The organism is Agrococcus sp. TF02-05 (assembly GCF_017565345.1).
GTDB lineage: Bacteria > Actinomycetota > Actinomycetes > Actinomycetales > Microbacteriaceae > Agrococcus > Agrococcus pavilionensis.
In genome coordinates this window covers 139,787-157,699 of record NZ_JAGEKO010000004.1, presented here as the reverse complement: position 1 = coordinate 157,699, position 17,913 = coordinate 139,787, and the positions used below count along the sequence as shown (strand labels likewise).

Below are 17,913 nucleotides of genomic sequence, written 5' to 3'. Positions count from 1 at the left end.
AGTCCGTGGCATGGTGCGCCCCATGGAACGCAGCACAGCTCCGGCGGCCGTGCCGCTGCAGCGAGCGTGTGAGATCGGCCAGGTGGTGCCGGGGGCGCAGCCCGAGCGCGACGCGAGCCTCGCGCGGGTGCGCCATGGCGTCTACGCGGAGGCCGCCGCGTTCGACGGATCGACCGACGACGCGCGCTACCTCACGCGCATCCATGCCGTGAACGCGGTGCGCGATCGGCCGATCTTCGCCCGGGAATCGGCGCTCGCGGCCCACGGCGTTCCCTTCGGGCGGCCGGATGCGGTGTACACCACCGGCGATCGGCGCACGGCGCACAAGAAGGCGGGTGTGGTGCACTCGTCGGTCGAGCTCGACCCGGACGACATCGTCGACGTGGGCGGCTTGCGCGTCTGCTCGCTCGCGTACGCGCTCGCGGAGGTCGCTCGACGAGGTGAACCGCTGGATTCGGTGTCGGCACTCGACTTCGCCCTGCGGGAGCGGCGCACGACGAAGCAGCAGGTGCTCGATGCGCTGCAGCGCCAGAGCCGCCGCGGCCACGATGCCGCGCACTGGGCGATCGCGTTCGCCGATGAGCGCGGCGAGTCGGTCGGGGAGTCGTGGAGTCGGGTGCGTGTCTTCCAGCTCGGTTTCGCCGCGCCGGAGCTGCAGCGATGGGTGACCGGTCCGACCGGCAGGCGCTGGCGGGTCGACATGACGTTCGAGCGACCCGGGCGCCGACCCCTGTACGGCGAATTCGACGGTGCGGTGAAGTACGGCGCGCTCGCGAACGAGGTGGGCACGACGGGCGCGAAGGCGCTCGCGCGGGAGAAGCTGCGGGACGACGACCTCTTGTACACGGGCGATCCCGCGCACTGGGTGTGGCTCGACGTGCTGCAGCCGTCGAGGCTCGACGCGCTGCTCACCGCGTACGGCGTGCCGCGAGTGCGCCCGGCGCAGCTCGGCCTCGCGAGCCGATCGCAGTCGCCGACATGAGGGGGGATGCGTCGCGGACCCGAGTTCGGCGACGGGACCCGAGTTCTCGGGTCCCGCTGCCGAATCAGGGTCCCGGTATCGAAGCGCGACGCGGCGGGGCGGCGCGCGGTGCGACGCCACCCGGTCTCTCCTGCCTCTTCTCAGCCTCCGGAGGCAGGATGCGGAGCATGGACATCAAGGACAACGGACCCAAGCCGAACGCCTTCGACATCGAGACCGCCACGGTCGAGAACAGCGCGTACCGCCGCGTCGCCTGGACGGGCAAGCACCTCCAGGTCACGCTCATGTCGATCGAGCCGGGCGACTCGATCGGGCTCGAGGTGCACAAGGGCACCGACCAGTTCCTGCGCATCGACCAGGGCAAGGGCGTCGCCAAGATGGGCCCGTCGAAGGACGACCTGACCGAGACCGAGGTCAGCGACGGCTGGAGCATCCAGGTGCCCGAGGGCACGTGGCACGACGTCGAGAACACCGGCGACGAGCCGCTGCGGCTCTACGCGATCTACGCGCCCACGCACCACGCGCAGGGCATCGTGCAGGAGACCGCCGAGAAGGCCGAGGAGGACGAGGAGGCGGGCCGCGACGAGCCGCCCTCGTGGGTCGAGGAGGTCGACGAGAAGGGCGAGGAGACGGCCTAGCCTCCCTCGACGCGACGACGCCCGCCGGTCGACCGGCGGGCGTCGTGCTGTCTCGGGGAGACGAGCGGATGCGTCAGTCCCGGCCGGGCGCGTCCGTCCGGTCGCCGTCGTCGGCACGGCCCTCGGGCGCGGCGTCGACATCGGTCTCGTCGGCGGGCGTGTGGATGTCGGGGTCGGCGCCGATGACCGCCGTGCCGTCCTGCGCGCCCTCGCTCGGGCCGGGGCGGTAGCCGGCGCCCTCGACGTCGGCGTCCTCGTCGCGGCCCTGGTGGCCCTGCTCGGGAGCGGGGGAGTAGCCGCGCGGCGTCTCGGTCTCGCCCGGGTGCACCTCGGGCATGGTGCCGCCGCGCGTGCCGGCCTCGGGCTGCGCCGCCCCGGCACCGCTCGTGTCGCCCGCGACCGCGTCGCTCGCAAGCGTGCCGCCGCGTTTCGCGGCCGGGTCGGAGCCGAGCTCGTCGGCGGTCGGCACGACGCCGTCGCCGAACGCCGCGGCCGTCGCCGCCGCCGCGCCCGCACCGCCCGCGAGCCCGGCCGAGAGGCCCGCGGAGCCGCGCGCCTCGGCGCGGCTGCGAGCCCCCGCCTGGTCGCGCGCGCGCTCAGCAGCGGCGTCGGCGAAGTCGGGGTGCGGCTGCCCGGGCGGCAGGTCGTCGCTGTCGTCGGTGTCGCCGTCGAGCGGGTTGTCGCCGATGAGCGGCGGCAGCTCCTCGCCGAACTCGCCGCGCCGCTCGAGCACGAACACCGCCGAGAGCATCGTGATGATCGAGAGCCCGACGAACGTCCAGCCGAGCACGTTGTTGGCGACGAGGCCGAGCGAGTCGGTGACGCGCGCGTAGCTCAGCACGGCGAGCAGTGCGCCGACGCCGATGAGCACGGCGGTGAGCACGACGAACCACGTGGGCCGCGTGCGGCGGGTCGCGATCACGACGCCGATCAGGAGGGCAGCCAGGCCGAGCAGGTAGTGCATGCGGTCAGCCTAGGCGCGCTCGCCTGAGATGGCACGGGGTGCGCATGCGCCCGAGACGCAGCGGCGGGGCGGATGCACGGCTACGGTCGTGGGGGACGAAAGGAGCGCCGACGATGCTGACGAGCCGTGGCCGCATGACGATCGCGACGACGCTGGGGGCGGCGCTGCTGCTGACGGGCTGCGTGCAGTCGCCGCCGGAGCCGTCGACGAGCGCCGGGCCCAGCACCGGCGCGACGCCCGCCGCGACCGCCGACGCCGCGGAGCCGAGCGCCTCTGCCGCCCCCGCCGAGCCGATCGAGCGCGGTGTGCTGGGCCGCGCATCCGTCGCCGTGCCGCAGGAGTGGGCGCAGACCGGCGGCGACCAGACCTTCACGCTCCGCTACGCGGCGACCGACAGCCCGAGCTACGAGGCGATCGCGATCGCCGACGGGTTCGGCAGCTTCCACGGCGCGCGTGCCGGTGTCTCGGTCTTCATCGCGCAAGCGCAGATGGAGATCGAGAACTTCCGCATCCTCTCGCAGGACGACATCGAGGTGCCGGGCGCCTCGAGCGCCGTGCGCGTCGACTTCACCTTCGGCAGCGCCGACAGTCCCTCCGACGGCATGTGGGTCGTGGCGGTCGACGACCGCGACGGGCACGCGATCGCGATCGCCTACTCGGGCGGCGAGGCGGAGGTCGACGACGCAGAGCTCGACGCGGTCGCCGAGTCGGTCGAGCTGCTCCCGACATCCTGACGCGACACGCGCGACCGCGGCCGAGTGGGCGGTCGCGCCTACGATGGAGCGAGTGACCAGCCAGCCGATCGCGCGCCCCGAGGGCCCCGCGGGCGGCGGCCACTTCGGCTCCTGGGCGGCCGACAACCTGCCGCCGCTCTACCCCGAGCGCGCCCCGTGGGGCACGGCGCAGCCGCTGCGCGCATGGCAGCAGGAGGCGCTCACCCAGTACTTCGAGACCGAGCCGCGCGACTTCCTCGCGGCTGCGACGCCCGGTGCCGGCAAGACGACCTTCGCGCTCCGCCTCGCCTCCGAGCTGCTGCGGCGCGGCACGGTGCGCCGCATCACGGTCGTCGCCCCGACCGAGCACCTCAAGCAGCAGTGGGCCGACGCTGCGCACAAGGCCGGCATCCGCCTCGACCCCGACTTCGCGAACGCCGACGGCGACTACCCGCGGCAGTACCACGGCGTCGTCGTGACGTACGCGCAGGTCGCGGCCCGCGCATCCGTGCACGAGCGCATCACCCGCTCGGCGCCGAGCCTCATCATCCTCGACGAGGTGCACCACGCGGGCGACGCGCTCAGCTGGGGTGACGCGGTGCTCGAGGCGTTCGGGCCGGCGACCCGCCGCCTCTCGCTCACGGGCACGCCGTTCCGCAGCGACACCTCGCCCATCCCGTTCGTCGAGTACGTGCGCGACGAGCGCGGCGTGCGCCTCAGCCGGACCGACTACGCCTACGGCTACGAGCACGCGCTGCGCGACGGCGTCGTGCGCCCCGTGCTCTTCATGGCCTACGCCGGCACGATGCAGTGGCGCACGTCGATGGGCGACGAGATGAAGGCGACGCTCGGCCACGGCGACACGAAGGACATCACGAACGGCGCGTGGCGCACCGCGCTCGACCCGGGCGGCGAGTGGATCCAGCAGGTGCTGCGCTCGGCCGACGTGCGGCTCACGCACGTGCGGCAGGCGGTGCCGGATGCGGGCGGTCTCGTGATCGCGACCGACCAGGCCCAGGCGAGGCAGTACGCGCAGCTGCTGCGCGGGATCTCGGGCGAGGAGCCGACCGTCGTGCTCTCGGACGACCCGGGCGGCTCGGATCGGATCGAGGCGTTCTCGAAGGGCACGCAGCGGTGGATGGTCGCCGTGCGGATGGTCTCGGAGGGCGTCGACGTGCCGCGGCTCGCGGTGGGCGTCTACGCGACGAGCTCGGCGACGCCGCTGTTCTTCGCGCAGGTGATCGGCCGCTTCGTGCGCTCGCGCCACCGCGGCGAGGTCGCGACGGTCTTCCTGCCGTCGGTGCCGCCGCTGCTCACGCTCGCGGCGGAGCTCGAGCGGCAGCGCGACCACGCGCTCGACCGCGAGCAGCCCGACGACCAGCTGCTCGAGGACGACCTCATGGCCGCGGCCGAGAAGGGCGACAAGGACGACCGGGAGCCGGCGCCTTTCACGTGGGAGCCGCTCGAGTCGAGCGCGACCTTCGACCGCGTGCTCTTCGGCGACGCCGAGTTCGGGCAGCTCGTCGAGCCGGCGACCGAGGAGGAGATGGACTTCATCGGCATCCCCGGCATCCTCGACGCCGAGGAGATCTCCGACCTGCTCAAGCGCCGGCACGCGCGGCAGGCGGCGCGCATCCGCGACCGGCCGCCGAGCCAGGAGGCGCCCGAGCCGCTCTACCGCAACATGCGCGAGGAGCGGCAGCTGCTCAACTCGCTCGTCGCGATCGTCGCGAAGCGGCGCGGCGAGGCGCACGCGCTCGTGCACGCCGAGGCCCGGCGGGTGTGCGGCGGACCGCCTGTGGCGCAGGCCTCGATGCAGCAGCTGCGCGACCGCATCCACTACTTGCGGCGGCTCGTCGACCGGCGCTGACCGCCCCGGTCAGCCCTGCGGCACGATCGTGCGGCGTGGCACCTAGTGGTCCTCCGAGTCTGCGGGAGGCGGGCGCTCGGCGAGGGAGCCGCCCGTAACGATCGCGCAACGGCGCGCGCGAGCCGCCCGGACGCATCCGCCCCGTCAGTCGGGCATCGTCACGCTGTGGGTCACGTAGATGTCGTCGGCGTCGGCCCCGGTGTAGCGCATGATCGTCTCGGCGTTGCCGAGCGAGGGCTGCGTGCTGTCGAGCGGCGCCCAGAAGAGGCTCCGCTGCGAGCCGTCGGCGTCGGCGGGCGGCGCGTACTGGAGGTAGCCGGGGCCCTCCGAGACGGCGGCGTAGCCGTTGGCCGCGGCCCACGCCTCGAGCCGATCGAAGGCCGCGTCGTCGCGCTCGACGAGCGCCTCCGCGATGCGCACGACACCGCCGGCCGGGTCGTCGAGCGGGTTCGAGAAGGTCGAGACGCAGATGACGTCGAGGCCCTCGAGCACCGCCGGCGGCTCGAAGACCGGCTGCGCGTCGGCGGCCGCGAGCTGCTCGGCCTCGGTGCCCTCCCACCACACGAGGTGCGGGCGGTCGAGGATGAACTCGTCGCCGCAGGACGCAGCCGCCGGCTCGGGCTCGGGCTCGGGCTCGGCGCTCGGCGTGACGCTCGGGCGAGCGCTCGCGCTAGGCGTCGGCGGCGCGGTGGTCTCGGTCGGCGTCGGGGTGGCGGATGGGCTCGGTGACGCAGAAGGGGACGGCGGCGCGGAGGCGCCGGGCGACGGGCCGCTGCACGCGGCGAGCGCGAGCGCGACGAGGGCGAGCGCCGCGCTGTCGCGCAGGCGGCCGGCGGGGAGGGTCGTCCGAGGCATCATGCGCTCCTTCGGCATGCGCACCGGCTGCCGCTCGGCCGTGACGCGGTGGCATCCAGTGTGCTCTCGAGCGGGCATCGTGGCGGTCACGATCCGGCGTCGATTCGCGCAGTCGCGGCTCAAGCGCACCGCAGCGGATGCGCTCGGCTCACTCGGCGGCGTCGCGCTCCAGCATGACGGCGATCGCGACCGCCTTCGCGGCGTCGATGTGCTCGCGCATGACGGCCTCGGCGCGATCGGCGTCGCGAGCGGCGACCGCCTCGAAGATCGCGCGGTGCTCGTCGGCCGCGTCGGAGGAGCGGCCGGGCCGCCGCGAGGTGAGCGAGCGGTAGCGGTCGGCGTGGGCGCGCACGATGCGCAGCAGGTTCTCGGCGAGCTGGTTGCCGCTGATGCGCTGGAGCTCGTCGTGGAACTCCGCGCCGAAGCGCACGACCTCGACGTGGTCGTCGCGCAGCCGCTCCATGAGCACGATGAGCCGCTCGAGCGCCTCGGCGTCGGTGGCGGTCAGCCGGCGCGCGGCATCCGCGGCGATGAGGCCCTCGAGCCGACCGCGCACGTCGAAGACGTGCTCGAGCTCGGCGACCGAGACGGGCGCGACCATCGTGCGGTTCGAGCCGCGCCGCACGGCGAGGCCCTCGAGCACGAGCGAGCCGATCGCCTCGCGGACGGGCGTGCGCGAGACGCCGAGCTGCTCGGCGAGCTCGGGCGCCGAGAGCGGCGCGCCCGGCTCGAGCGCTCCCTCGACGATGAGCGCGCGCAGCTGCTCGTACGTCGAGGAGCCCGCGCTGCGGCGGCGCCAGCGATCGTCCATGGCGCCATGATGCCACGGAATGCACAACTGCGTACTTGTGCATCTGCATGCAGTTGTGCAGACTCGCAGGAGGGCGGTCGCGCATCCGCCCGTGAGCCAGAGCGAGGAGACGCCATGATCACGCACGAGGTGCGAGCCCGGAAGTCCGCCGAGAACCTGCCCCGCGAGGAGCAGCTCGCGTGGAAGATCGCCCAGGTCGCCGTCGACCCCGTCGCGGTCGAGGCCGACGTCGTCGAGATGATCGCGAACCGCATCATCGACAACGCCGCCGTCGCCGTCGCGAGCCTCAACCGCGCGCCCGTCGTCTCCGCGCGCGAGCAGGCGCAGCGCCACCCCTACGCGCCCGGCGCCGCGATCTTCGGCGTCGACGACCGCGTGAGCCCCGAGTGGGCGGCGTGGGCGAACGGCGTCGCCGTGCGCGAGCTCGACTTCCACGACACCTTCCTCGCCGCCGACTACTCGCACCCGGGCGACAACATCCCGCCGATCCTCGCGGTCGCGCAGCACCTCGGCTGCGACGGCGCCGCGCTCGTGCGCGGCCTCGCGACGGGCTACGAGATCCAGGTCGACCTCGTGCGCGCCATCTCGCTGCACAAGCACAAGATCGACCACGTCGCGCACCTCGGCCCGTCGGCCGCCGCGGGCATCGGCACGATGCTCGGCCTCGACGCCGAGACGATCTTCCAGGCCATCGGCCAGGCGCTCCACACGACGACCGCGACGCGCCAGTCGCGGAAGGGCGAGATCTCCACCTGGAAGGCGCACGCGCCCGCGTTCGCCGGCAAGATGGCCGTCGAGTCGGTCGACCGCGCGATGCGCGGCCAGACGAGCCCGGTGCCGATCTACGAGGGCGAGGACGGCTTCATCGCCTGGCTGCTCGACGGCTGGGAGGGCCGCTACCACGTGCCGCTGCCCGCGCCGGGCGAGCCGAAGCGCGCGATCCTCGACACCTACACGAAGGAGCACTCGGCCGAGTACCAGGCGCAGGCGTGGATCGACCTCGCCCGCCGCCTCGGCACCGAGCGCCCCGAGCTGCGCGACCCGGCGAACATCGCCTCGATCGTGCTGCACACGAGCCACCACACGCACTACGTGATCGGCTCGGGCGCGAACGACCCGCAGAAGTACGACCCGACCGCGAGCCGCGAGACGCTCGACCACTCGATCCCGTACATCGTCGCGGTCGCGCTGCAGGACGGCGGCTGGCACCACGTCGACTCCTACGCGCCCGAGCGCGCGTCGCGCCCCGACACGGTCGAGCTGTGGAACAAGATCTCGACGCTCGAGGACCCGGTGTGGACGGAGCGCTACCACGACCCCGACCCCGACAAGAAGGCGTTCGGCGGCCGCATCGTCATCACCCTCGCCTCGGGCGAGACGATCGAGGACGAGATCTCGGTCGCGGATGCGCACCCGGCCGGGGCGCGCCCGTTCGGCCGGGCGGAGTACGTGCAGAAGCTCCGCACGCTCGCGCAGGGCATCGTCGACGACGCGGAGCTCGACCGCTTCCTCGGGCTCGTCGAGCGGCTGCCGGAGCTCACGGCCGAGGAGGTGCGCGAGCTCAACCTCCGCGCTCCCGCCGGCACCGTCGACGCGGGCACGACGCAGGGCATCTTCTAGTGCTCTCGAGCTCCGTCACGCCGAACGAGAAGCGCAAGGCCTTCCGCGCCGGGCTCGCCTCCGGGCGCATCCAGCGCTTCCCGGGCACGTTCACCCCGCTGACCGCGCCGCTCATCCAGCAGCTCGGCTTCGAGGGCGCCTACATCTCGGGCGCCGTCATGTCGGCCGAGCTCGGGCTGCCCGACATCGGCCTCACGACGCTCACGGAGGTCGCCGAGCGCGGTCGGCAGATCTCGCGCATGACCGACCTGCCGACCCTGATCGACGCCGACACCGGCTTCGGCGAGGCGATGAACGTCGCACGCGCTGTGCACGAGCTCGAGGACGCGGGCGTCGCGGGCCTCCACCTCGAGGATCAGGTCAACCCCAAGCGGTGCGGCCACCTCGACGGCAAGGAGGTCGTCTCGCTCGACCAGGCGGTGCAGCGCATCGCGGCGGCCGTGAGCGCCCGCCGCGACAGCGACCTCGTCATCATGGCGCGCACCGACATCCGCGGCGTCGAAGGGCTCGGGGCCGCGAAGGACCGCGCGAAGGCGCTCGAGGCCGCCGGCGCCGACGCGATCTTCCCCGAGGCGATGGCGACGCTCGAAGAGTTCGCCGCCATCCGCGAGGCCGTCGACGTGCCGATCCTCGCGAACATGACGGAGTTCGGGAAGAGCGCGCTCTTCACGCACCGGCAGCTCGAGGACGTCGGCGTCAACATCGCCATCCACCCCGTGTCGCTGCTGCGCATCGCGATGGGCGCGATCGAGCGCGAGCTCGGCCTCCTCAAGGAGACCGGCACGCTCGACGGCGCGGTCGAGCGCATGCAGACGCGAGCGCGGCTCTACGAGCTCAACGACTACGCCGCCTACAACGCGTTCGACGAGGGCGTGTTCAACTTCGACGTGCCGACCGGCGCGAGCGAGTGAGCCTCCTCTTCTCGCCCGTCGCGGTCGGGCCCCTCGAGGCGCGCAACCGCGCGTGGGTCTCGCCGATGTGCCAGTACTCCTGCGAGGAGCAGGACGGCATGCCGAACGAGTGGCACCGCGAGCACCTCGCGTCCTTCGCGCGCGGCGGCGCGGGCCTCGTCATGACCGAAGCCGCGGCCGTCGTGCCCGAGGGGCGCATCTCGCCGCAGGACGCGGGCATCTGGAACGACGCCCAGGCCGAGGCGTGGGCGCCGATCGCCGCGCGCATCCGCGCCCACGGCGCCGTGCCCGCGATGCAGCTCGCGCACGCGGGCCGCAAGGCGTCGACCTACCGCGCGTGGAGCGGCAGCGGCTCCGTGCCCGAGGCCGAGGGCGGCTGGCAGACCGTCGGTGCGGGGTCGGATGCGTTCGGCCGCTTCGCGCCGCCGCGCGCGCTCGCGACCGATGAGGTCGCGCACCTGCCGCAGGACTTCGCCGACGCGGCCCGCCGCGCCGTCGCCGCGGGCTTCGAGGCGCTCGAGGTGCACGCGGCCCACGGCTACCTCCTCCACCAGTTCCTCTCGCCGCTCACGAACGCTCGCTCCGACGAGTGGGGGCCGGATGCGTCGGGACTGTCGACGAGGCTCCTCCGGCTCGTCGTCGAGGCCGTCCGCGAGGCCGCGCCCGATGCGGCCCTCATGGTGCGGCTGAGCGCCACCGACTGGGTCGAGGGCGGCATCGACACCGAGCGGACGATCGAGCACGTGCGGGTCGCCGCCGCGGCCGGAGCCGACTGGTTCGACCTCTCCTCCGGTGGGCTCGACCCGCGGCAGGAGATCCCGCTCGGGCCCGGCTACCAGGTGCACTTCGCGCGCGACGTGCGCGCCGCGACCGGCGCGAGGGTCAACGCCGTCGGGCTCATCGACGAGCCGGCGCACGCCGAGCAGCTGCTCGCCGACGGCGACGCCGACGCGGTCATGCTCGCGCGCGCGTGGCTCCGCAACCCGCACTGGGCGCTTGCGGCCGAGGCCGCCCTCGACGGCGAGCCCGACGCATCCGTCTGGCCTCCCCAGTACACGCGGGCGCGCGTCGCGTAGAGTGCTGGCGACTGCTCAGCGCGGAGCGCAGCCGAGCGGGTCGCGATCCGACCCACGGCTCCCGTGCACGGAGGGCGGTCCCTTCCAGAACGAGGAGCCGGCATGACGATCGACCTGACCACCTACGCCCTGAGCGACGAGGAGCTCGACCTCGCGCGCGCGGTGCGCGACTTCGCCGACAAGGTCGTCGCGCCTGCCTCCTACGAGGCCGACCGCACGAAGACGCTGCCGATGGACGTCGTCGCGCAGATGGGCGAGCTCGGGCTGTTCGGCATCCCCTTCCCGGAGGAGCACGGCGGCCAGGGCGGCGACTACTTCACGCTCGGCCTCGCGATCGAGGCGCTCGCTCGCGTCGACCAGTCGATCGCGATCACGCTCGAGGCGGGCGTGAGCCTCGGCGCGATGCCCATCCACCTCTTCGGCACCGAGGAGCAGAAGGCCGAGCTGCTGCCCGACCTGCTCGAGGGCCGCGCGCTCGCGGGCTTCGGCCTCACCGAGCCCGAAGCGGGCTCCGACGCCGGCGCGACGCGCACGACCGCGCGGCTCGAGGGCGACGAGTGGGTGATCAACGGCGCGAAGCAGTTCATCACCAACTCGGGCACGCCCATCACGCGCTTCGTGACCGTGACCGCGGTGACGGGCGAGCGGGACGGCCGCAAGGAGATCTCGACGATCATCGTGCCGAACGGCACGCCGGGGTTCACGGTCGAAGCGCCGTACGACAAGGTCGGCTGGCACGCATCCGACACGCATCCGCTCACCTTCCGCGACGCGCGCGTGCCGGCGGGCAACCTGCTCGGGCAGCGTGGGCGCGGGTTCGCGGGCTTCCTGCACATCCTCGACGAGGGGCGCATCGCGATCGCGGCGCTCGCGACCGGCGCGGCCGAGGGCTGCCTCGAGGCGGCGATCGACTACGCGAAGCAGCGCACCGTCTTCGGCGAGCCGCTCGCGACGCGCCAGAACGTGCAGTTCGTGATCGCGCGCATGCAGTCGCGCGTGCACGGCGCGCGGCTCGCGTGGCACCACGCGGCCAGGCTGCGGGATGCGGGCAAGCCGTTCAAGACGGAGGCCGCGATCGCGAAGCTCGTCTCGAGCGAGGCCGCGATGGACAACGCTCGCGACGCGACGCAGATCTTCGGCGGCAACGGCTTCATGAACGAGTACCCCGTCGCGCGCCACTACCGCGACTCGAAGATCCTCGAGATCGGCGAGGGCACGAGCGAGGTGCAGCTGCTCGTCGTCGCGAGGGCGCTCGGGCTGGCCTGAGCGACCTCGCCACCGAGCGCTACGCCGACGCCGCGAACTCGAACTCGGGCTCGGCGTTCGATCCGGTCGTGCCGTGCTCGGCGCCGTCCTCGACGAACGCCTTGAGCCGCGCGTTGAGGTCGGCCCAGCCGTAGTCGTAGCCCGCGGCCGCCTCCTCGATGCCGCCCTCGCCCCACAGCCGCATCGCGTCGTGGACGACGGTCACGCGCGTGCCGGCATCCGTCGCCTCGAGCTCGTAGCGCGCCTCGCCCGTCCAGGCGGGGCCCATGCCCATCTGGCCCGTCCACGCGTAGGCGCGGCCGGGCTCGCACGCGGTGACGATGCCCCAGAGGGCCGTCGCGTCGCGGCGGCGCTCGACGACGGCCTCGCCCGCGCGCTGCGGGAAGTCGAGGCGCTGCCCGTCGCCCTCGAGCATCAGGTAGGGCGAGCCCCACCAGCGGTGCGGCTCGTCGACGAGCGCGTGCCAGACGCGCTCGACGGGGGCGGCGATGTCGATCGCCTGGCGGACGTGGAACTCGTTCATGTCGATCTCCTCCTGCGGGGGCGCCTCCGCGAGGCGCCGCAAGCTGTCGAGCGAGTGCGCGGTGCGCGCGCTCGCCGGGTCGAGCCACCCGATGGTGGCCTGGTAGAGGGCGGATGCGTTGAGGGCGTTCTCGCGCTCGCGGCCGCGGTCGGTCACGAGCACGAGATCGGCGTCGCGCAGCACCTGCAGGTGCCGCTGCGTCGCGAAGCGGCTGGGGGAGAGGCCCGCGGCCGCGATCGCCTCGTGCAGGCGACCGGTCGACGCGGGCCGCTCGCGCAGCGCATCGAGGATGCGCCGGCGCGCGGGATGCGAGAGGGCCGACCACACGGCGTCGTGCTGGCTCATCTCGCTCCTCGAACGTCGTGTGCGGAAAACCGCACACGACGATGGTGCACCCGCGGCGGCGGCTGGTCAAGAGGGGCGCGGCAGCGGCAGGCACCTCGTTCGTCGAGCGAACGAGTTCCGAGGAGCGGTGCCCTAGAGTCGGAGGCGGTTCCCCGCCCCTCGACCTAGGAGCACCATGGCCGACATCAAGAAGGGCCTCGCGGGCGTCATCGCCGACACCACCGAGATCTCGAAGGTCAATCCCGACACGAACTCGCTGCTCTACCGCGGCTACCCCGTGCAGGAGCTCGCGCTCACCCAGCCCTTCGAAGCCGTCGCGCACCTGCTGTGGCACGGCGACCTGCCGACCGATGAGCAGCTCGCCGCGCTGCGCGCGAAGGAGCGCGAGCACCGGGCCCTCCCCGAGAACGTCAAGACGGTCATGGATGCGCTCCCCACGACCGCGCACCCCATGGACGTCGTGCGCACGGCCGTGAGCATCGTCGGGGCCAACGACCCCTCGACCGAGGACGCATCCGCCGACCTCGAGAAGGCCTTCCGGCTCTTCGCCGTGCTGCCCGCGATCGTCAGCTACGAGCAGCGCCGCCGGAACGGCCTGGAGCTCGTCGAGCCGCGCGACGACCTCGACTACGCCGCGAACTTCCTCTGGATGTCGTTCGGCGAGGAGGCCGACCCGGTCGTCGTCGAGGCGTTCAACCAGTCGATGGTGCTCTACGCCGAGCACTCGTTCAACGCATCCACCTTCACCGCCCGCGTCATCACCTCGACGCTCGCCGACCTCTACTCCGCCGTGACCGGCGCGATCGGCGCGCTCAAGGGGCACCTGCACGGCGGCGCGAACGAGGCCGTCATGCAGGTCTTCGAGGAGGTCGGCTCGGCCGATCGCGCGGATGCGTGGCTGCAGTCGGCGCTCGACGAGAAGCGCAAGATCATGGGCTTCGGGCACCGCGTCTACAAGAACGGCGACTCGCGCGTGCCGACGATGCGCGCCGCGCTCGAGCGGCTCGTCGAGCACTACGACCGGCCCGACATGCTCGAGATCTACCGCGCGCTCGAGCAGGCGATGGCCGACCGCAAGCCCATCAAGCCGAACCTCGACTTCCCGTCGGGGCCGGCGTACGCGCTCATCGGGTTCGACGTGCCGATCTTCACACCGCTGTTCGTCGCGGCGCGCGTGACGGGCTGGACCGCACACATCATCGAGCAGCGCGCGAACAACGCGCTCATCCGCCCCCTCTCGGAGTACGTCGGCGTCGACGAACGGCATGTGCCGGGCATCGACGCGGAGGCGCTGCCGGAGGACACGTCCACGATCGAGGAGACCGAGTAACCGCATGACCATCCCCACCCTGCAGCTCAACGACGGCCACACGATCCCGCAGCTCGGCTTCGGCGTCTTCAAGGTCGACCCGGCCGAGACGGAGCGCATCGTCACCGAGGCGTTCGAGGCCGGCTACCGCCACATCGACGCCGCGGCGATCTACCGCAACGAGGAGGGCGTCGGCCGCGCGATCGCACGCTCCGGCATCCCGCGCGACGAGCTCTTCATCACGACGAAGCTCTGGAACGACCGCCGCGGCGCCGCCGAGACGCGCGCCGCGATGGGCGAGAGCCTCGAGAAGCTCGGGCTCGACCACGTCGACCTCTACCTGATCCACTGGCCCACGCCCGCCAACGGCAGCGTCGTCGAGACGTGGGAGACCTTCGCCGAGCTGCGCTCGGAGGGCCTCACCACCTCGATCGGCGTCTCGAACTTCGACGAGCGCTTCCTGCCCGGCGTGCTCGAGACGGGGATCGTGCCGGCCGTCGACCAGATCGAGCTGCACCCGCAGTTCCAGCAGCGCGCCGCGACGGCCCTCGCCGCCGAGCACGACATCAAGATCGAGGCGTGGGGACCGCTCGGCCAGGGCAAGGTCGACTACTCGGCGACGGTCATCGGCGAGATCGCCGAGCGCCTCGGCGTCTCGTGGGCGCAGGTCACGCTCGCGTGGCACCTCGCCGCCGGCCGCATCGTCTTCCCGAAGTCGAACCGCCCCGAGCGCATGGCCGAGAACCTGGCTGCCGCCGAGGTGACGCTCTCGGCCGACGACATCGCCGCGATCGACGCGCTCGACCAGGGTGCGGCCGGCCGCGTCTCGGCCGACCCCGCCGAGACGAACTAGCGCTCAGCGCTTCTCCGCGACTCGACCCCTTCTCGCCGACTCGACCCCTTGCAACGGGTCGAGTCGGCGGGGAGGGGTCGACTCGTGCGCGCAGAACGGTCGGGTCGGCGCGAAGCGGTCGGGTCGCCGCGAGCGGGTCGTGTCGCGCTCAGCGCAGCAGCGCCGCGATGCGCGGGCCGAGGGCCTCGGCGACGCGCTGCTGGTCGCGATCGCCCTTCGCGACGAGGAACGAATGGTCGCCGCCGGCGACCCAGTCGACGCGCGCGTCCGGCAGCCGCTCGACGAGCCGGTCGAGCAGATCGCCCGACTGGAACGGGTCGTTCGTGCCCTGCAGGAACCGCTGCGGCAGCGCGATCGCGTCGAGGTGCGCGTCCTTGAGCCGCTCGGGCTTGCCGGGCGAGTGCAGCGGGTAGCCGAGGTAGAGGAGCCCCGCCGCGGGCATGCCGCTCGCGACCGCGGCGGCCGCCATGCGGCCGCCGAACGACTTGCCGCCCGCCCACGGGTCGTGCGGCAGGAGCGGTGCCACCGCATCCATCACCGTGAGCCACGTCGCGATCGCGCTCGGCTCGCGCTCGGGCTGGCGCTTGCCGGCCTGCGCGTTGGGGAAGCTCGCGCGGGCGACCGCGACGCCGGCGGCGACGAGCCCGCGTGCGGCGCCGACCATCCACGGGCTCGTCGCCGAGCCGCCCGCGCCGTGCATGAGCACGAGGCTCGCCCACGGGTCGCGCGGCACCTCGACGATCGCGTCGACGTGCGGCACGGTCGGGTGCTCGATCGCGACGGGCACGATGCTGGTCTCGTCGAGGGCGTGGGGCTGCATGCCTCGAGCCTCGCATGCCTCGCTCTCCACAGGGCGGCGGATGCGTCGCTCGCGCCGGGCGCGGATCCTGCGACCCTGCGCCGCATGGAGCGATCGATCGCCGACGAGGCGGAGTCCTACCTGCGCGGCCTGCTCGAGGAGTGGGCCGTGCCGCAGCCGGGCGAGTGCATCGCCTGCTACCTCGACCGCGCGATCGAGGGGAGCGGCTGCGACGGCGACCTGCGCTTCGCCGAGCGCTACCGCGACCTCGTCGCACCGCGCGCGACGGCGCTGCTCGCCCGGCTCGAGTCGGCGGGCGGCTACTGCGACTGCGAGGTGCTCGTCAACGCGATGCAGCCTGCCTGGCACCTCTGGTCGACGAGCCGCGAGATCGAGGTCGACGGGCGCACGATCGTGCTCGAGGCCGAGCCGCCCGAGTCGATGCCGCCGTGCCTCGGCGTGCGGCGCGGCTCGACGCAGCCGTGCCGCAACTGGCACCGCATGATCCGGCGCGGCCGATGGTGAGCCGCGGCGCGCGGTCGTCGCGCGGGCCGCCGGCACTCGCTCGAGCACGCGGCGCCCAGCCTCGCGGAGTAGCGTCCCGCGCATGGAGCGCCCCGTCGACAACCGGCTCGCGCACGCGGCGAGCGACTACTTGCGGCTGCACGCCGACAACCCCGTCGACTGGCGCGAATGGGGCGAGGAGGCGTTCGCCGAGGCGCGCGAGCGCGGCGTGCCGGTGTTCGCCTCGGTCGGCTACGCGACGTGCCACTGGTGCCACGTCATGGCGCGGGAGTCGTTCGCCGACCCCGAGATCGGGCAGCGGCTGCGCGAGGGCTTCGTCGCCATCAAGGTCGACCGCGAGGAGCGGCCCGACGTCGACGACGCGCTCATGAGCGCCGCGAGCGCCTTCACGCGCAACCTCGGCTGGCCGTTGAGCGTCTTCCTCACCCCGGACGGGCTGCCGTTCTTCGCCGGCACCTACTTTCCGCCCACGAGCAGGCAGGGCGTGCCCGGCTTCGGCGAGCTGCTGACCGCGATCGGGCAGGCCTACCGCGAGCAGTCGGATGCGGTGCTCGCGACCGCGGCGCGCGTGCAGGAGGCGCTCCGCGACGCGGCGCGCGGGGGCGGCGGCGACGCGCCGAGCGGCGAGGAGGCGCGCGCGGCCCTGGCTTCGGTCGAGTCCGTCGAGGACTCGTGGCACGGCGGTCTCGGCGAGGGGCAGAAGTTCCCGCAGCCCGGGCTCATCGTGGCGCTCGCCGAGCCGCGCACGGCCGCGCTCGCGCCGGGGCTCGCGGAGCGGCTGCTCGACGCGGCCGCGGGCGACGACGAGGTGGTCGCGGCGGGCGGCTACTCGAGCCTGCGCGGCCGCGACGGCGGCTTCTTCCGCTACGCGACGCAGCGCGACTGGACGGTGCCGCACTTCGAGCGGATGCTCGTCGACAACGCGCAGCTGCTGCACGCCGCGACGCTGCTGGGCCGCGAGACCGTCGCGGCGGGCATCGTCGGCTTCCTCGGCGACGTGCTGCGGCTGCCCGGCGGCGCGTTCGCGATCGCGGAGGACGCGGAGTCGACCGTCGACGGCGAGCGCGTCGAGGGCGGCTGGCACCTCGCGGCCGATCCGGATGCGCCGGGCGTCGAGCGGCCACCGCTCGACCGGCTCGTCGTCACCGCCGCGAACGGCCTCGCGATCGAGGCGCTCGCGATCCGGGCGCTCCGCGACCGAGACGAGCGCGCGCTCGAGCTCGCCCGCGGCGCGGCCGACTTCCTGCTCGAGCACCACGCGGCCGATCCCGCCGCGCTCGTGCACGCGAGCCTCGGCGGCCGGGCCTCGAGCGCCGCGGCGACGGCCGCCGACGCCGGCTGCCTCGCCTCGGGTCTGCTCGCGCTCGCCGCCGCGACCGGTGAGGCTCGCTGGGCGATCGCCGCGCGCGAGATCCTCGCCGCAGCGCCCGATCCCACGGCGCCGACCGGGCAGGGACCGGCGCTCGAGCGCGGGCCCGACTCGGACGGCGACGCCCCCTCCGGCCGCTCGGCGCTCGCGGGCGCGCTGCAGCAGCTCTACGCGCTCACGGGCGACGCGGCGCACCTCGAGCACGCGAAGCGCGTGCTCGACGCGAGCCTCGCGATGCGCAACCCGCTCGCCGGAGCCGCCACCTTGCGCGTCGCGGCGCTGCTGGCCGAGCCGCCGCGCACGACGGTGCTCATCGGCGATCCGCCGATCGAGCATCGGCGGGAGCCGGGCGCGGTGCTCGCCTCGCCCGAGCAGGCTGCCGAGCTCGCGGCCGCCGGCTTCTCGCTCTTCGAGGGCAAGACCGAGCCCGGCGCCTACCGCTGCGAGGCGTTCGTCTGCGAGCTCCCGGAGCGCTACTGAGCGC

The 17,913-nt window shown here is 73.6% G+C and carries 17 protein-coding genes; 12 read left to right on the top strand and 5 right to left on the bottom strand.

What is annotated here, in order from left to right:
* Positions 1 to 22 precede the first annotated feature (22 nt).
* Both JQT67_RS04630 and JQT67_RS04625 read left to right on the top strand, forming a co-directional pair.
* The gene (locus JQT67_RS04630; RefSeq protein WP_208063712.1) at positions 23 to 982 is read left to right on the top strand and encodes a hypothetical protein; all 960 of its coding nucleotides are present in this window, start codon (positions 23 to 25) and stop codon (positions 980 to 982) included.
* A 167-nt stretch (positions 983 to 1,149) separates the two neighbouring features.
* A complete protein-coding gene (locus tag JQT67_RS04625; RefSeq protein ID WP_208063711.1) occupies positions 1,150 to 1,620 on the top strand; it encodes a cupin domain-containing protein in 471 nt (156 codons plus the stop codon).
* Between the two features lie 73 nt (positions 1,621 to 1,693).
* On the opposite strand, the gene JQT67_RS04620 is transcribed toward JQT67_RS04625, so the two are convergent.
* Positions 1,694 to 2,584, bottom strand: coding sequence for a hypothetical protein (locus JQT67_RS04620; RefSeq protein WP_208063710.1), 891 nt, complete (start codon positions 2,582 to 2,584; stop codon positions 1,694 to 1,696).
* 113 nt (positions 2,585 to 2,697) lie between these two features.
* Here JQT67_RS04620 and JQT67_RS04615 point away from each other — a divergent pair, with 113 nt between their 5' ends.
* Complete coding sequence (locus tag JQT67_RS04615) at positions 2,698 to 3,318, top strand: hypothetical protein (RefSeq protein ID WP_208063709.1); 621 nt, start codon at positions 2,698 to 2,700, stop codon at positions 3,316 to 3,318.
* Between the two features lie 43 nt (positions 3,319 to 3,361).
* A complete protein-coding gene (locus JQT67_RS04610; RefSeq protein WP_208063708.1) occupies positions 3,362 to 5,167 on the top strand; it encodes a DEAD/DEAH box helicase in 1,806 nt (601 codons plus the stop codon).
* Positions 5,168 to 5,311: 144 nt separating this feature from the next.
* On the opposite strand, the gene JQT67_RS04605 is transcribed toward JQT67_RS04610, so the two are convergent.
* Together JQT67_RS04605 and JQT67_RS04600 are read right to left on the bottom strand one after the other, a co-directional pair.
* Positions 5,312 to 6,112, bottom strand: coding sequence for a hypothetical protein (locus JQT67_RS04605; protein ID WP_208063707.1), 801 nt, complete (start codon positions 6,110 to 6,112; stop codon positions 5,312 to 5,314).
* A 58-nt stretch (positions 6,113 to 6,170) separates the two neighbouring features.
* Positions 6,171 to 6,833 (bottom strand): GntR family transcriptional regulator, encoded by a 663-nt coding sequence (locus tag JQT67_RS04600; protein WP_208063706.1) that lies wholly within the window; start codon positions 6,831 to 6,833, stop codon positions 6,171 to 6,173.
* 114 nt (positions 6,834 to 6,947) lie between these two features.
* On the opposite strand from JQT67_RS04600, the gene JQT67_RS04595 reads away from it, so the two are divergent.
* From JQT67_RS04595 to JQT67_RS04580, 4 genes are all read left to right on the top strand, one after another.
* On the top strand, positions 6,948 to 8,453 hold the full coding sequence (locus JQT67_RS04595; RefSeq protein WP_021009671.1) for an MmgE/PrpD family protein: 1,506 nt from the start codon (positions 6,948 to 6,950) through the stop codon (positions 8,451 to 8,453).
* Positions 8,453 to 9,364, top strand: coding sequence for a methylisocitrate lyase (gene prpB / locus JQT67_RS04590; RefSeq protein WP_208063705.1), 912 nt, complete (start codon positions 8,453 to 8,455; stop codon positions 9,362 to 9,364). Before JQT67_RS04595 ends, prpB begins: the two co-directional genes overlap by 1 nt.
* Positions 9,361 to 10,440, top strand: coding sequence for an oxidoreductase (locus JQT67_RS04585; protein WP_208063704.1), 1,080 nt, complete (start codon positions 9,361 to 9,363; stop codon positions 10,438 to 10,440). Before prpB ends, JQT67_RS04585 begins: the two co-directional genes overlap by 4 nt.
* A 102-nt stretch (positions 10,441 to 10,542) precedes the next feature.
* A complete protein-coding gene (locus JQT67_RS04580) occupies positions 10,543 to 11,706 on the top strand; it encodes an acyl-CoA dehydrogenase family protein (RefSeq protein ID WP_208063703.1) in 1,164 nt (387 codons plus the stop codon).
* 19 nt (positions 11,707 to 11,725) lie between these two features.
* Here JQT67_RS04580 and JQT67_RS04575 read toward each other — a convergent pair whose 3' ends face one another.
* The gene (locus JQT67_RS04575; RefSeq protein WP_208063702.1) at positions 11,726 to 12,574 is read right to left on the bottom strand and encodes an SRPBCC family protein; all 849 of its coding nucleotides are present in this window, start codon (positions 12,572 to 12,574) and stop codon (positions 11,726 to 11,728) included.
* Between the two features lie 175 nt (positions 12,575 to 12,749).
* Between JQT67_RS04575 and JQT67_RS04570 the strand changes: the two genes are divergently transcribed.
* Together JQT67_RS04570 and JQT67_RS04565 are read left to right on the top strand one after the other, a co-directional pair.
* Positions 12,750 to 13,904, top strand: a complete 1,155-nt coding sequence (locus JQT67_RS04570; protein ID WP_208063701.1) for a bifunctional 2-methylcitrate synthase/citrate synthase — start codon at positions 12,750 to 12,752, stop codon at positions 13,902 to 13,904.
* A 4-nt stretch (positions 13,905 to 13,908) separates the two neighbouring features.
* Positions 13,909 to 14,736: an aldo/keto reductase gene (locus tag JQT67_RS04565; RefSeq protein WP_208063700.1), complete on the top strand. Its 828-nt coding sequence runs from the start codon at positions 13,909 to 13,911 to the stop codon at positions 14,734 to 14,736.
* 148 nt (positions 14,737 to 14,884) lie between these two features.
* On the opposite strand, the gene JQT67_RS04560 is transcribed toward JQT67_RS04565, so the two are convergent.
* Complete coding sequence (locus tag JQT67_RS04560) at positions 14,885 to 15,556, bottom strand: alpha/beta family hydrolase (protein WP_208063699.1); 672 nt, start codon at positions 15,554 to 15,556, stop codon at positions 14,885 to 14,887.
* Between the two features lie 84 nt (positions 15,557 to 15,640).
* Between JQT67_RS04560 and JQT67_RS04555 the strand changes: the two genes are divergently transcribed.
* Positions 15,641 to 16,060, top strand: a complete 420-nt coding sequence (locus tag JQT67_RS04555) for a DUF2695 domain-containing protein (RefSeq protein ID WP_208063698.1) — start codon at positions 15,641 to 15,643, stop codon at positions 16,058 to 16,060.
* 82 nt (positions 16,061 to 16,142) lie between these two features.
* Positions 16,143 to 17,909, top strand: a complete 1,767-nt coding sequence (locus tag JQT67_RS04550; RefSeq protein WP_208063697.1) for a thioredoxin domain-containing protein — start codon at positions 16,143 to 16,145, stop codon at positions 17,907 to 17,909.
* Positions 17,910 to 17,913: the final 4 nt, after the last annotated feature.

What these genes read in the sequence shown, in the direction of transcription:
- JQT67_RS04630 (WP_208063712.1), top strand. Translation starts at nt 23, where the DNA reads ATGGAACGCAGCACAGCTCCGGCGGCCGTGCCGCTGCAGCGAGCGTGT.
- JQT67_RS04625 (WP_208063711.1), top strand. Translation starts at nt 1,150, where the DNA reads ATGGACATCAAGGACAACGGACCCAAGCCGAACGCCTTCGACATCGAG.
- JQT67_RS04620 (WP_208063710.1), bottom strand. Translation starts at nt 2,584, where the DNA reads ATGCACTACCTGCTCGGCCTGGCTGCCCTCCTGATCGGCGTCGTGATC.
- JQT67_RS04615 (WP_208063709.1), top strand. Translation starts at nt 2,698, where the DNA reads ATGCTGACGAGCCGTGGCCGCATGACGATCGCGACGACGCTGGGGGCG.
- JQT67_RS04610 (WP_208063708.1), top strand. Translation starts at nt 3,362, where the DNA reads ATGGAGCGAGTGACCAGCCAGCCGATCGCGCGCCCCGAGGGCCCCGCG.
- JQT67_RS04600 (WP_208063706.1), bottom strand. Translation starts at nt 6,833, where the DNA reads ATGGACGATCGCTGGCGCCGCCGCAGCGCGGGCTCCTCGACGTACGAG.
- JQT67_RS04595 (WP_021009671.1), top strand. Translation starts at nt 6,948, where the DNA reads ATGATCACGCACGAGGTGCGAGCCCGGAAGTCCGCCGAGAACCTGCCC.
- JQT67_RS04580 (WP_208063703.1), top strand. Translation starts at nt 10,543, where the DNA reads ATGACGATCGACCTGACCACCTACGCCCTGAGCGACGAGGAGCTCGAC.
- JQT67_RS04575 (WP_208063702.1), bottom strand. Translation starts at nt 12,574, where the DNA reads ATGAGCCAGCACGACGCCGTGTGGTCGGCCCTCTCGCATCCCGCGCGC.
- JQT67_RS04570 (WP_208063701.1), top strand. Translation starts at nt 12,750, where the DNA reads ATGGCCGACATCAAGAAGGGCCTCGCGGGCGTCATCGCCGACACCACC.
- JQT67_RS04565 (WP_208063700.1), top strand. Translation starts at nt 13,909, where the DNA reads ATGACCATCCCCACCCTGCAGCTCAACGACGGCCACACGATCCCGCAG.
- JQT67_RS04560 (WP_208063699.1), bottom strand. Translation starts at nt 15,556, where the DNA reads ATGCAGCCCCACGCCCTCGACGAGACCAGCATCGTGCCCGTCGCGATC.
- JQT67_RS04555 (WP_208063698.1), top strand. Translation starts at nt 15,641, where the DNA reads ATGGAGCGATCGATCGCCGACGAGGCGGAGTCCTACCTGCGCGGCCTG.
- JQT67_RS04550 (WP_208063697.1), top strand. Translation starts at nt 16,143, where the DNA reads ATGGAGCGCCCCGTCGACAACCGGCTCGCGCACGCGGCGAGCGACTAC.